General features: G+C 57.8%; 3 protein-coding genes. All 3 read right to left on the bottom strand.

Going from position 1 to position 15166, the window contains the following annotated elements:
- Nucleotides 1–10377, bottom strand: coding sequence for a DUF4073 domain-containing protein (locus KB449_RS04735; RefSeq protein ID WP_282907267.1), 10377 nt, complete (start codon nucleotides 10375–10377; stop codon nucleotides 1–3).
- Nucleotides 10378–10532: 155 nt separating this feature from the next.
- Entirely contained in the window at nucleotides 10533–13847 is a 3315-nt protein-coding gene (locus KB449_RS04730; RefSeq protein WP_282907266.1) for an S-layer homology domain-containing protein, read from the bottom strand.
- A gap of 180 nt (nucleotides 13848–14027) precedes the next feature.
- Nucleotides 14028–15140, bottom strand: a complete 1113-nt coding sequence (locus KB449_RS04725; RefSeq protein ID WP_282907265.1) for a TolB family protein — start codon at nucleotides 15138–15140, stop codon at nucleotides 14028–14030.
- Nucleotides 15141–15166 lie beyond the last annotated feature (26 nt).

Genomic DNA, 15166 nt, shown 5'->3' with positions numbered 1-15166 from the left:
TTAAACGATGGTCTCGATAAATCGCTTCAGAATCGCCGAAACTTCCGCTCTCGTCGCCGATTCCTTCGGCGCGAAGGCGCCGTTCTCTCTGCCGTTAATCAAACCGTTGTCCTGGCCGTACAATACCGCTTGCTCAGCCCAAGCGTCGATTGCCGATGCGTCGGAATAGTTTAGTTTCGTACCTGCCGCAGCGCTCGTATCCGCCTTGAGGAACTGCGCAAAGCGATAGAGCATCGCGGCCAGCTCCTGCCGCGTCACCTGACGGTCCGGATCGAACCGTGTGCCGCCGACGCCCTGAACGATGCCGCTGCTCGCAGCCCAATCCAAGTACGCGCCGTACCAGCTGTCGTAATTCACGTCCGTGAACGCATGCTGTCCGGTCGCGGCCAATGGGCCGTAGCTTCTCTCGTACAGGCGGCCGATGACGGTCGCCAGCATGGCGCGGGTCATGCCCGTGTTTGGCGCAAAGGTGCGGTCGCTAACGCCGACGAAGAGCTCGCGCTCGGCGACGAAGTCGATGTAAGACTTGCCCCAATGGTTTGCGATGTCGCCAAACGCCTTGGGATTAGCCTGGAACTCGATCGTCTTGCCGGCAGGCGCGATATACTTCATTTCTCCGGAAGCTTCGCTAGAGAAACCGATGAACACCTTGGCGTCTCCATTATAGTAGAACGGCAGTCCCGAGACTTTCGCTTTTGCAAATACCGCCTTAATCGTATGCGCCTCCGTGACATTAGCGAACGTATAGCTGCCGACCTTGCCTACGCTCTTGCCGTCTACCGTCACATCCGAGATCGCATAGCCCGCATCCGGCGTGATCGTAAAGGTCTGGCTGCCTCCGCGGGACACCGCGACATTGCCTGCCGGGCTGATGCTGCCGCCTGCGTCCGCGCTCGCCGCGATCGTCAGGCTTCCGACGGATACGGTGCCTGGCGTGGAGACGATCTCGCCGTAGGCGACCGCATAGGTCGAGAAGTTCTGCGCCCAGATAATAATATGGTTGGCTATTGTGTCGATCATATAGCCTTCCGTAGATGGCGTCTCAGTGGAAAGAGCCAGCTTTGTCATCTTTTGCGCCACGCCGTCATGGAAGCGATAAAGCGTGACGTTGGTTTTACCCGAGAGATCGTACGGCACGATAATCTTAAGCAGACTGCCTACCGTAGACAGTGCGGTCGTGGTCGTCTGGTTGGACGTATCGATCCTCGTTTTAGTCAGCGTCATGTCCAGATACAGGTCGATGCTTTGTCCGCCTGCCAGATTCAGCAGATCGGAAGCGCCCGTCGCTGCGGCTGCGTCCTGCTTCTCCACGCCTAGCGTGATCTTGACCGATCCGCCGTCGGCGACAAGCTGCTGGTCGTCCGCCGTATAGGCGTGCTGCGTATCTGCGAACAGATCGTTCAGCCCGTCTACGACGACGCTTGGCGTGTCTCCTTTAATCTCCAGCGCGCTGTTCTTATTGCCCCTCGGCAGCACAATAAATCGCGGACTGAAATCGTAATCCTGATCTTTTACCGTAACGGCGATCGTAATGATCTGTTCTTCCTTGGTAACGACAAGGTTGTAGGTACCGTTTGGCACGCCGGTGACCTTGAAGTGCCCGTTCGCATCGGTCAATGCGGTGGAGCCGATCTGGACGTTGCCCTTCATCACCTTGACCGCCGCACCGGTAATGAAGTTGGCGTCCGGCGCGTCGTCCACTACTGTGCCAAGGACGCTATACGTGCCGTTGGCTGTGAAAACGATCGTCTTTTCAACGCCCGCCGGGATGCTGCCTTTCGCTTTTACGCGAACCTTCACCGTGTGATCGCCGCTCAAGACCGGCGGATGCGCCGGATCGAAGGTCACCCAGCTGCCTTCGTCGATCGCGTACTCCATCGTCGCATCTGCGCCGACAATCGTATTTAATGTGTCGTTCGCCGATACATTTGGCGCCGCCGGCGCATTCGGCGTGAACTGCAGCGTCGCCGCCGTACCAGCCAGTGCGGTTTCGGTAGCTGACGTGCGAACTTGAACGGTATTCGTGCCGGACAGGTCAGGTGCGTTGGTGCCGTTGTATTTCACATAGGAGCCGCCGTCGACCGCGTACTCCATGCCGAGGGCGAGTCCGGCAATGGTGTTGGCGGCATCGTTGGCTGTCACGACCGGCGCGACCGGACGGGACGGAATGCTCAGCGACTGTGCCGCCGAGTCGGTCGTCGATGCGCCGTTGCCGACCTTAACGATCGACAGCGATGTGCCGAGCCAGCCGGCTTCGATTGTGAGCTTGCCGCTGCCGTCGGCTGTCTTGTTCACGCCGCCGATCAGATAGGTAGCGCCCGGCGTCAGACCGGTCAGCACTTCGTCGCTGTAGCTGATCGCGGCAGTCGGTATCGCTTCCGGCGTCGCCGTGAACGCCCCTACCGTCACCGAGGTCGCCTCTGATGCAAACGTTGTTGCCGTTGCCGCCGTTCGCACATAGTAGGTGTCCGGTGCAAGGCCTGTTACCGTCTCGCCAGTGATTGGCGTCCACGCACCTGACGCGCCCTTCTTGTACTCCAGTGTGCTGTTGACGCCAGTGATCGTACCGTTGTTTCCGCCGGCCGATGTCTCGTCCGTCTTGCCTACGCCGGTCGGCGTGGTTGGACGCGATGGCACAACCAGCGTCTGCGGTGCCGAGTTCGTCGTTGACGTACCGTTGCCGACCTTCTCGATCGACAGCGATGAGCCGATCCAGCCGGCTTCGATCGCAATTTTACCGTCGTTACCCGCCGTCTTAGTCACGCCGCCGATGAGATATTCCGCTCCCGGCGTCAGGCCCGTCAGTACCTCATCGCTGTAGCTGATCGCCGCATTCGGCGTCGTCTCCGGCGTAGACGTGAACGCCCCTACCGTTACCGACGTCGCTTCCGACGCAAACGCCGTTGCAGTCGCAGCCGTACGCACATAGTAGGTATCCGGTGCAAGGCCTGTTACCGTCACGCCAGTGATTGGCGTCCACGCACCTGCCGCGCCCTTCTTGTACTCCAGTGTGCTGTTGACGCCGGTTATCGTGCCGTCATTCCCGGCCGAAGTTTCGTCCGTCTTACCGACACCGGTCGGCGCGGTTGGACGCGATGGCACAACCAGCGTCTGTGGCGCCGAGTTCGTCGTCGACGTGCCGTTGCCGACCTTCACGATCGAGAGCGATGTGCCGAGCCAGCCGGCTTCGATCGCAATTTTACCGTCGATACCCGCCGTCTTAGTCACGCCGCCGATGAGATATTCCGCTCCCGGCGTCAGGCCCGTCAGTACCTCATCACTGTAGCTGATCGCGGCAGTCGGTATCGCTTCCGGCGTTGTGCCCGGTGTATTCGATACACTCGCCGGCGTCTGGCCGAAGTGCACGACCTTGCCATCTTCGTCCACTTCCGCCACGCCGATGTTGTCGCCGTTCGCTGCGGATACGAGGCCGTCGCTTGGCAGGTTCTCGTAAGTCGGCAGCGTATCGCCAACGTTTGGAATCGTCACCGTGCCCGTGCTGAAGTTGTAGTACACCAGCTTGTGGCCTGTTGCAGGTGCCGGCGTCGCTTCAAGCTTCGTCTTGCCGTCATTGTTCGCGCCGGCTGGGTCCGTCGACGTTACCGTCAGGCCCGTGGCCTGCGTCGGCGTCGGCTCCGCCGTCACGTTCGCCGTCGTCTGGCCAAAGTGCACGACCTTGCCGTTTGCGTCCACTTCCGCCACGCCGATGTTGTCGCCGTTCGCTGCGGATACGAGGCCGTCGCTTGGCAGATTCTCGTAAGTTGGCAGCGTATCGCCAACGTTCGGGATCGTCACCGTGCCCGTGCCGAAATTGAAGTACACCAGCTTGTGGCCGGTTGCCGGTGCCGGCGTCGCTTCAAGCTTCGTCTTGTTGTCGTTGCTTGCGCCGGTCGGGTCCGTCGACGTGACCGTCAGGCCTGTGGCCTGCGTCGGCGTCGGCTCCGCCGTCACGTTCGCCGTCGTCTGGCCAAAGTGCACGACCTTGCCGTTTGCGTCCACTTCGGCGACACCGATATTGTCGCCGTTTGCGGCGGTCACCAGACCATCATTTGGCAGATTCTCGTAAGTTGGCAGCGTATCGCCGACGTTCGGGATCGTCACCGTGCCCGTGCCGAAGTTGAAGTACACCAGCTTGTGGCCGGTTGCCGGTATCGGCGTCGCTTCAATCTTCGTCTTGCCGTCATTGCTCGAGCCGGCCGGATCCGTCGACGTTACCGTCAGCCCCGTTGCCTGAACCAGCGTTATATAAGAAATATATCCGCCATTCAACTTGAAATTGCCAGGCGCATACACACCAGCGAGCTTGATCACAAGCTCCGCCGCGTCGTCGTCTCCCTCCGTGTCGATATACAGCGTCGTCACGCCGTCCGCTACGGAGACTTCCACGGAGCGAGCCGCCACGTTCGTGCCGTCCCCGGCCGTCACGCTGCCGCCGGTGAAATCGACGACCGGAAGCGCGTCTGTGTAGCCGTTAATTACTAGCGTACCGCCTGTCTCCGTCACGTATTCCGCATTAACGGGCGTCCCGATCTCTCCGTTCACCGATCCGTCTACGAAGCCGATGACGTTCAGACGGTCGCCTGCGCCAAAGCCGTCAATCGTATCGATGCCGTTGCCCGTCTGGTTGTAAGCAATCGTCTCGGCGCCGGCGCCAAGCGTGATCGTGTCGTTCCCCGACAACGTCCAGATATCCAACTCGTTCGCGCTGAACGTGTTGTCTTCGATCGTCGAGCCGGCCACAGCTCCGCCTTCGGCGATCCCTGTACCGAAGCCCGTAATCGTATTGTTTCTGATCGTCAGGTCTTTGCTGCTGCTGAATCCGATGCCGTCGTTCGAATAGCCGCCGTCATTGGACGTCGTGCTGTTATGCCAAGACGGAACCGATGGGCCCGTAATGGTGTTGCCTTCGATGACAAAGCCGTCACCCGCTTGATACAGCAGAATTCCCGTCGGTCCGCCCAGCCCGAGATTCAAGTAAGAGCCAGTCTCTCCAGGCTCCGGAATGACCAGGCCGATGTCATAGATCTCGTTGTCCTTCACGATCCCGGTCGTGCCTCGGCGGTCGCCTCCGCCGTTCACGCTCCAATCCGAGGATGAGATTTGGATACCGTTGCCCGTGCTGTAAAGCGTCTTGCCGTGTCCCTGCAACTTGTTGTCATGAATGTCGACCTCAAGCGCCGGTCCCCATGCAAGTATGCCTGTCTTGTGGAAACGAACAATTTCCGAGTTCTGTACCGTCACCTTGTGCGCGCCTGTGCCGGCCGCGCCTTCTAGCAGAATGCTCTCGTTATGGTTCGCGCCGGAAGGTTGATCTTGCGGCAAATAATCGACTGGCAGCGGAGCGACCGGGCTTCCGCTGTAATCCGAATAAACGTCCCGCACATCGATGACCTTTACCTGGTCGATCGTCGCCGAAGTATCGCGAACTGCGATGCCGTTGAACGTATAGACGTTTGCGTCTCCAGCATGTGCGGCAATATAGCCCTGTTTGCGCCCGTCTATTGTCAGGTCCTTAATGACGACTTCTCCGGTCGTCGAGGTCTTGACGCCGATGACAGGATACAAGGTTTGATTTTTAAGCGTCTTCCAGTTGGCTGCAACCAATTCGTTGGAATTCGGAGATTCAATGATCGTCTGACCGATTCCCGCGCCTTGCAGCGTGATGTTTTTCGTCACTGATAATTGGTCCCGATATGTGCCTGCCTCAATCGTAACCGTATCGCCGTCCACGGATGCGTCAAGCGCAGCCTGAATGCTTGTAAAATCGGTCGTCGTACTGCCATGCTTCAGGTGGGCGATGACTGGAAGCGGCGTTAATTCGGTTGATGCCGTATCGTCTGTCACGACGTCCGGCGTTTTATTTTGATAACCTGCCGCCCCAACCGTCTGCGTTCCCGAAGGGAGCCACATATAAGCGAGACCGTCCGCCAGCGTAGGCGCCTCATACGTATAATTGCCGGCCAGCGTTCCGCTCACTTGCGAAAATACCGATGTCGCCGCGGCCGGATTCGTCGTGACAGTCACCAGGTAGACATCGTCGCCGCCGGATTTATTTTTGATCAAGCGAGGATTGCCCGTGCCCTCCATGGCGATCGGCCCCACGTTGCCGGCCGCGATCCGCACATCCTTCGCGATGACAGCAGGCCGCGTCACAGACGCGCCTTGGCCGCCACGCACATAGACGTCTCCTGCGTCGTTAGCGATCACGACCGTGCTGCCGCTGCCGTTGCCAAAGGCACGCAGACCTACGCCGCCAACTCCGGTAGCGCCGTTACCGCCTCTTGCCGTAACGAACGAGTTGTCATCAATCGATATTTGACCCGTATAGGTAAACAACCCGTGAGAGCCATTGACTTGCCCGGCGCCGCCGGTCGCCCTGATCCGCGACGAATCGGTGACGACGATATTGCCTTGCACGTAAACCGCCGGGCCACCCGAGGCTCCAGCAGCAGCCCCGCTGCCGCCGGAAGCGGTCACGTCCGCCCCGCCCTTGATCATCAGGCTGCCGCTCGGCGAATAAATGCCGTATTCACTCGCCATGCCATTGCCGCCCGATGCCGATACAAGACCGCCGTCGATAACGATGTCGTTAGTCACGTACAGTCCGGTGCCCGCTTCAAAGCCGGACAAGCTCGTTCCGCCGTTTGCCGTAACCGACGCTGCAGCGCCCGTAATATCGAGTTTCAGCGTAAAAATGCCGTCGCCGCCCTTTTCCGTAACGCTGGTCCCGCCGGTGCTCTGCACCGTGCCGCCGCTGACGGCCACGCTATGGTAAGCCCGAATGCCTCTGCCGCCTTCGTAAAAATCGCCCCGGACATTGTCCGCCAGCGCCTCGCCGCCGACGGCCTTCAGCGAACCGCCTTCGACGCTCAGCTTGCCTGCCTCGCCCTGGGAGCCGAACTCCTCCAGATAGACGCCCGCCCCTCCCCGGTGAGTGACGCTGGAACCGGCCGGAAGGTCGGTACGATCACCGTTTGTCCTGCCGCCGTACGCCTCTACGTCGCCGCTCTTTATGAGCAGATTGCCCCAATTAAGCGCAATGCCGTTGCCGCCCGAGGCACCAACCGAATCCCCGCCGTATGCCTTGACCATGACGCTGCCGTCCACCGTCAGCGAAGCCACGGGATTCGTATTGCCGCTAGTGTTGTCCGACAACAGGTAGATGCCGTTGCCGCTATCTGCGGCAGGATCCGCGGCAGCGCGTCCCTTCGCCGTTAGCGTGCCCGTACCGTTAATCGTAAGCTGATGGTTGGAATCCGAAAAAATGCCGTTGAAGCCCTCGATCGTATTGCTCCCCGCCGTTTCAAGCACGATATCGCCGGGACTGTTATGCTTGACGAAGCCTATGCCGTTGTAGGTGTCGCCGGCGGGCGCCGCGATATTGAAGTTTTCAAGCTTCAACGTAATCGGCTCGTCGACCAGCACATGCACGTTGTCATAGATTTTGCCTGCTTTGCCCTTCAGCGTAACGGTCGAGCCCGCAGGGGCGGTCACGTGAATGCGCGTCGCCGAAGCGGGAGAATCGTCCGTCGTGATCTCCAGCACGTCGCCGTCCGCAGCCAGCGTGGCGTCTTGCCAAGGCTGCGAGGTACCGTTAATTGTATAGGCGGGTGCTGCGGCCGCAGCTCTGTTAACGGTAACGGCGTAGTATCGAGTTGCGCTGCCGCTATCGATCTGAATGTATGCGGTCGCCGATCCGCCCGCCGGCAGATTCAACGATCGAACGCCATAAACGCTGCCGCTTGTAAAATCCGAATTGTCGTAGAACCAGACGATCGCGTTGCTGTCGGCAGGTACGATATCGGCCTTGTCCAGCTTCGTCACGTTGTTCGCCACGTTGATCGACCATGTAATCGGATCACTGTATGTCCCGGCTCCGCCTCCCGGCGCAGCGTCCGTTTTGCCGAGGATGCTCGTCAGCGACGCATCGTTGCTCACGGGTCCCGGCACGTACTCGAATGCGCCGATATCGACAGCGCTGCCGACCTTGCGCGCCTTGCCGCTCAGATCAAAGCTGCCGACGGACTTGCTGTCGTCGCCCTGATCGATCGCTCCCGTCGCAGAGCTTGCCAGACGGAAGTCTCCCCCTATGGCGTCAATAAAAGGGAAGCCTGCGTACACATTATTTCCGTTTGGTGTCGTAACTTTGCCGCCATCATCATAAAAGACCGTTCCGAATGCCGAAACCGTTTGACCTTGCGCTATGTTATCAATCATTAAGTTGTTATAGAATTCAACGGAACTGACGTTGGACTCAATGGCATAGCCGACCGGTCCCAATGCCTGACCCGTCCCCGTATTGGACACACTGTTGCCGTAGAAAGTGTTGTTTACTACTTTCAAATTAAAATCCATGAAATTGCCGATCGTGCCGCCGTATGCATCTCCGCTTGTATGACTGCTAGTGCTGTTATTAAAGAACAGGGAGTTTGTGATCTCGCCGTTCTGTGTTTCCATAAATAATAAAGTTGCCTGATAAGCTGGTCCGTCCGCCCTGAAGGCGTTCAGTTCATTGTCCGCAAAAACGACCCGATCGATATGCGCATCATTGCTAAGCGCAACGATCGAAGTGTTATTCTCGGATGTCATTCTGTTGTGGTCGAAGCGTACATTGCTGATCGTAACGCTGCTATAGTCGCTTCCGGAGACCGCGAGCACGGCCCCGGATCCATTGTAGACGCCAGTCGAATCGTTAAGCTCGAAGCCCGTAAACCGAATATCGGACAGGCTGAACGTACCGGAACCCGTAGCCCGAATACCCGCGTGTCCGTTGCCATCCACCGTGATGGCCGGCAAGCCGGACGCATCCTTAAGACCGGTCAGCATAAAGTTCGTCGAATCGTTTCCGATTGTCGTACCTTCACTAGCCAATTCGTCCCAGCCTGTCAGATCCGACGCCAGCGTGATCGTCTGCCCTGCCAGCGCCGGATCGAATACGACCTTGCCGTCGGCTACGGCGCCCGCCTGCGCGATCGCCCAGCGCAGCGAGCCTTCACCGCTGTCGTTCGTGTTGACGACGGTGAACGTGCTGCCGCCGCCGGCAGTTCCGGCAACAGTAAAGTTATAATACGAATCCGAACTATTGTCCGAAATAAAGCTGTTGTAGTAGTCCTGTACGACCGCCTTCTGCCAAGTGACCGCGATCTCATGGCCTGCCGGCAGATCACTCGACGGATTAACCGTCAGCATGTTCGAACCCCAACCGGTGATTTGCGAGCTGCCGTTCGCAATCGTCTCCAGCACGGTATTGCTCGTCAGGTCCTTAATAACGAAATTGCCGGCAATTCCCTTCAGAACTTTACCGCTGAATTTAAGCGACAGATCGGCAGCCGGGTCTACGGCCGTCGCATCGTCCGCCGGGCTTGACGCCGCCCGGTCGAAGCCGATCTGCCGTCCGGAGGTGACGTACATGCCGGCGTATGACATTGTAGTCTGCGACTTAAACGTAGATATTTCGCCGTTAGCCAGATCCAGCTTTTTGATAGCCGACCCTGTAGTTTTTGTATCAAAAAAATAAGCCGTACCGCTTGCAAAATCGATTGCCAAATCGCCCGGATTTGCGGCGACTTCCGTTTTGATGGTTGTACCGGTTAGTTCGCCGGGCTTGATTTTCAACAATGCATCACCGACGCCAACGTTACTAGAATCACTGTCCGCCGTTAAATAATAAAGGTAGCCGTCAACCGGGTTAAACACCATACCGGAATAAGCCGGAGAGGACGCCAACGTCGGTCCTACAGTACCGGTCGTCCCGGAGACGATATCAATACTCTTGATCTGCTTTGCGGTGTTATCGAAGTAATAAACTACGCCGCCGACGACATCCATTGCCAGATCACCCAGCGATGTAGCGAGTCCGTCTTTAATGACTGTGTCATTCGTTCCATCCGGACTCATTCTTCTAAGCGAGCCCCCCGTTGGCGTAGATACCGTGCCATCATTGGATACATAGTAGAGATAGCCGTTAGCAGCGTCGTAGAACATACCGTTATACGCCGGGTTTTGCGCCAGAACCTTTACCTTGCTTTTTAAATCTGCCGTCAGGCTTGTGCTTTGAATGGACTTTTCAGCCCCGGATGCAGTATTTCCCGCGAAGTAGTAAGCCTTCTCGTCGGCAATATTCAAAGTCAGATCGCTTGGAATAAAAGCAACTTCGGTCGCGATCGTAGTCTCGTTCGAGCCATCGGTACCGATGCGAACCAGCGCGTCGTTAGCGCCTGCAGTTGAACTGCTGCCGTCGGACGATAAGTAGTAGATATAAACCGGATCGCCGCTTGCCGGCATGCCGGCGTTGACGGCTCCGACAGGCAGCAATCCCGCTATGATCGCGAAAAATAAAAGCATTGCCATTAGTCTTTGCGTTTTACGTTTGTACAAGATGAATCCTCCCCCGAGAATAAATCCGATTACTCGACTTTTGTCGACATATTTCCAATTTATCACTAAAAACTAAACAATCACTTAACAACTGAATACAATTATGACTAAAAAAGAACCGGTTCCGCTTTTGAAAGCGGGACCGGTGGCAGATCTTAAATCAAATCCGATTGTTTGAGCAGCCGCTCGATCAGCGTCGCTACCTCTGCACGCGTCACGTCTGCTTTGGGCTCCAGCTTGCCGCCGCTGCGACCGCTGATTAAGCCGGCCTTGGCCGCCAGCGCGATGCTATCCTTCGCCCAGCCGCCTGCGCTCGCGCTGTCCGGAAATTCGGCCAATGCCGCAGATACGTCGACCGTGCCTACTTTGTCGGCCAGTCCCGTCAGCTTCATCGCTTTGGCGACGACCGACATCGCTTGCTCGCGCGTGATCTTGGCGTCCGGACGGAACGTGCCGTCCTCAAAGCCCGCGATCAAGCCGTTTGCGACGGCCGCCCGAACCGCGCTCGCATACCAGGCATCGGCCGCCACGTCGGCGAATGTATTGTCGACTTCTCCAAGCTTCAGGCCCAGCCCGCGCACGACGATTGCAGCGAATTCCGCCCGCGTGATACTCATGTTCGGACTAAACGTCGTATCGCTTACGCCGTTGATGACGAAGCGAGAGCCCATGTCGTTCACTGCATCCTTCGCCCAATGGGTTTCCACGTCCGCGAACGTCTGCGGATGCCAGACGATTGAATACGTGCTATTCGTCAGGCTGTGAATCTCGGCGTAGTACTTGCCGTCGATCAAGGTAATTTTCGTCGGCACATGGCGAAGCGTACCGTCCGGATCGACCACGATACCCGTCGTGATCTTGTCGGGATCGATACCGTCAGGCAGCGCAATCGTGCGCGCCACATAAGCGTTGAACTTGGAAACTTCGATTGTTTTACCGTTATAAGTACCGGTCACCGTGAAGTCGATCGACGGCACGAGGAGGGAGAACCCGCCTTCCGTTGCCGCATTCTCGACGACCTGCGACGTCGAAGCCGGCGTCTGTGCAATCGTAATCTTAATCTTGATATCTTCAAGCTTCACGTCCGCACCAAACTGCGCGGACATCGCATCGATATTGATTTGCTGCGCCGGCAGCGTATAGATGGCCTTGTCCGTCTTCAGCTCTAGCGTTGCCGCCCGGTTCGCCATGTTTTTGACCATCTGGCCCGTGAGCTCGCCGACGATAACGCTCGATTCCGACTTGACCGGAATCATGACGATCGCCCCGTTGCCTTCGGCATCCAGTTTCGCCTGAAGCTTGGCGGCGTCAATAGAAATGCTCATCGTTTTAACGCCGTTTACTTCCGTTGTCGTTGCTTTGCCGGCGTTCTCGACCTTGCCGTTGACGAGCACCTCGACCGACGATTCAACCGGAGCCGTCGGATTAACGTACGGCGTCTCAACGACCGGCTCGTTCGCCGATACGGCCGTCGTACTGCCATAGCGTGCGACTTTGCCGTCGGCATCGACTTCCGCAACGCCAATCTTGTCGCCGTTCGCGGCTGCGATCAGACCGCCGCTCGGCAGGTCCGTGTAGCCCGTCAGGGTGTCGCCGACGTTCGGCACGACGACCGCGTCGGTTGCGAAATTGCGATACATCAGCTTGTTGCCGCTCGGCTGAATTTCTGCGGCCTCAAGCTTGGTTTTGCCATCGTTGACCGCGCCGGTCGGATCGGTCGACGTCACTGTCAGGCCCGCGGCAGGCACGGCCGCCTTGTAGACCGCAACGGTCGCAGGCAATCCCTCGACGACATAACCTTCGGGCGAATTCACGGACAGCTTCACGTTGCCTTCAGAAACGACGGATGACAACGCCACGCTCCAATTCCGTCCCGAACCCGTGAGCGATCCCGCTACGACGGAGCCTGTGTCGTCAATGATCGAGATATCGTTCGCCGTCAGTCCCGCGATATCTTTATCGAACGTAAACGCGATTTTGGTGGAAGTCGCTGCCCTGGACACCCCGTCGGCCACCGCCGATTCTAGGGTTACCTGCGTCGGGCCCTGCTGCTCGATGAAGTTGGCCGTCACGCTCAGTGCAGCCGTTATATTCGCGTCCGACCGGGTTGCCTGCGGATTGCCGTCGCTCCAATCGACGAATTGGTATCCGTCATCCGCAATGGCTGTAACCGATGTGCTGGACTCGCCGTGCGCGACCGACTGATTGGCGTCGCCGGAGATGCTGCCGTGCGCCCCTGCCGCGTAAGTAACGGCATACGATTTCGTCTGCAGCACGATGACCTGAGTGGCCTGCATCGGCACCAGCCAGATCCGCTTGCCGTCGAAGACGCCGCCGCTGAACATATTGGTTCCAGAAGGAACGAAGCTTGAAGGCCAATCGGAATAGCCTGTCATTGCGCCGCTGTCCTTGTCGATTCGCAGAACAGTTTTCCCTTGCTGGGTACTTGGCGCCATCCAGATGCTTTGTCCATCGAATGTGCCGCCGCTGAATCTTCGGTAGTATGACGCTGACGCCAGATCGGACGGCCAGTCGCTGTATGCAGTCATCTCGCCAGATGACGTCTTCAGCTTGACCGTTTCGTTCGTCCCGTTTCCGCTAGCGGGGAACATCCACAGGTACTGCCCTGCCAGCACGCCGCCGCTAAAGCTATTCTTCGACTTATCAAAACCTCCAGGCCAAACGCTGTAGCCGACCATCGCGCCCGTAGCGGGATCCAGCCTGACGACCTGATTGGCGCTGCTTGGAATCAGCCACACATACCGGCCGTCGAAAAGACCGCCCCTAAAGCCGCCTGCGCCATTAAAACCGGTTGGCCATGAGTCATATCCCGTCATCGCGCCTGTTGTCGGGTCCAGCTTGACCACCTTATTCACGGCCGCGGGCACGAGCCAAATGTTATGCCCGTCATACACGCCGCCGCTGAACGCGGTAATGCCGATCGAAGTGGTACCGGCGGGCCAATTGTTATACCCCGTCATAACGCCCGTATCCTTGTCCACTTTGATGACCCGGTCCGCGCTATAAGGAATCATCCAGATCGATTGTCCGTCGAATACGCCCGAAGAAAACGCGATCGTGCCCGTTGGCGGCGTTTTAACAAAACCGCTCGGCCAGTCCTTGTATACGGACATCGCCGCAGAATCTTTGTCGATCTTTAAGACGCCGTCGGCCTGGTATGGAATCATCCATACGTTTTGCCCGTCGAATACGCCGCCCGAGAACGCAAACGTCCCTTTGTTTAATCCCGCAGGCCAATTGCTGTAGGCCTTCATCTCAACAACCGAGCCAAGCGGATGGGGAGCGATCTGCCCGCTGTAGCCGAAGCCGTCCTGATTGTAGATCAGACCCGTCGACGGGTTCTCCGGATCGATATTGGCATAAGCCGCGCCGCCCGGATTGGCGGCCGTCAGAATGAGGATGCCTAATACGATCAAGTTAAGCACACGCATAGCCGGATGAGTTCGCATCTTGCACCTCTGTCTGAAAGTTAGGTTCATCGTTAATTCGTTGACCTATCTAGCCCAAATTATCATTGAGGGCTTAACAGGTGCTTAACATCATCGGCAAGCGCCATAACGACAAAAAAAGATCGTCAGCCGCCCGGCGCGAAGTGCTTCGGGCATGGTGACGATCCTCGTATCCAAGCGTTATTTCATCCCCAACGTCAGATGAACGACGCTGCTGTTAAATTCCTTGCCGTCCCATACGGTATAAGCAAAGGCTTGCCCGGAAGGACTCCAGACGGTCTGCGGATTCTCGACGTCCACCGCGATGCTGGTCGACTTGTCGGCCAGCAGATCGTACACGTAAAGTCCCATCACATTCGTTCCCGACGCGGCGCCTTTGAGACCGTATGCGATCAGCCGCTGATCCGGCGACCAGGAAACGCCGTCAAGCTCCGTGCCCTCCGCGATGACTTTCGGATTTTTCCCGTCGGCATCGTACATCGTCAACGTCTTTTTGGAATCGGCGTACTGCAGCACAAGCATCTGCTTACCGTCCGGGGACGGCACCAGATCGGCTACGCGCGCCAGATTCAGATTGGTCTGCGTACCTGTGGCCGGGTCTGCCATATGCAGCGTCTCGTCCGCATTGCTATTGTAATAAATCTTGCCGTTCATCTGCCTCACGATGATCAGACCTTCCGCCGGAACCCCTTTGACAGCCTCGATCTTGCCGTCGGTACTCGCCGTATAGGCTCCACCGCTGTATGCGGCGCCGATTACCTTGCCGTCGTCCGTCCAATGCGCGCTCATCGCGCCGGCCGTCGGTCCGCCGGTAATCGGGAACGAATCCATCGTCGCAAGGTCCAGCACGCGGTAGATTGGATCGCCCATCGAAAACTCGCTGTAGAGCAGATGCTTTTTATCAGGCGACAGCTCCCCGTCGCCCAAATTCACGTTTTTCTGTTCCTTCAGCGGTTCGAACTTCTTGGTTCCGAGATTGTAGCGGTAAAGACTCCTCGGGTAGGAATCGGCCAGCTCTTCCAGACTCATCTTGCCCAGCGCTTCATTGGCTTTAATCGCGACCGTAGTCTCTTCGTCAAGCCAGCCGGTAATCGCGACATGCTCGTGAGGTTCGATTTTACCCAGTGTTATATCGGGCGTGCCCGCTTCCTTGCCGGCATCGTCGATGACCGTTATCGTTTTGCCGGGCTCCTTGATCACCTCGCGGTTGCCGGCCTGATTGTCGCTGCATGCGGCGAGCGTCATGAGCAGCGCCGGAACGGCCACTGCGAATTTCAATACGTTTGCTTTCATTGTTATCCCCTCCTTGCCCTTCAATT

Source organism: Cohnella hashimotonis, assembly GCF_030014955.1.
Classification (GTDB): domain Bacteria; phylum Bacillota; class Bacilli; order Paenibacillales; family Paenibacillaceae; genus Cohnella; species Cohnella hashimotonis.
The sequence above is the reverse complement of the archived record's forward strand: the minus strand, read 5'-3'. Positions and strand labels throughout refer to the sequence as shown.

What these genes read in the sequence shown, in the direction of transcription:
- KB449_RS04730 (WP_282907266.1), bottom strand. Translation starts at nt 13,847, where the DNA reads ATGCGAACTCATCCGGCTATGCGTGTGCTTAACTTGATCGTATTAGGC.
- KB449_RS04725 (WP_282907265.1), bottom strand. Translation starts at nt 15,140, where the DNA reads ATGAAAGCAAACGTATTGAAATTCGCAGTGGCCGTTCCGGCGCTGCTC.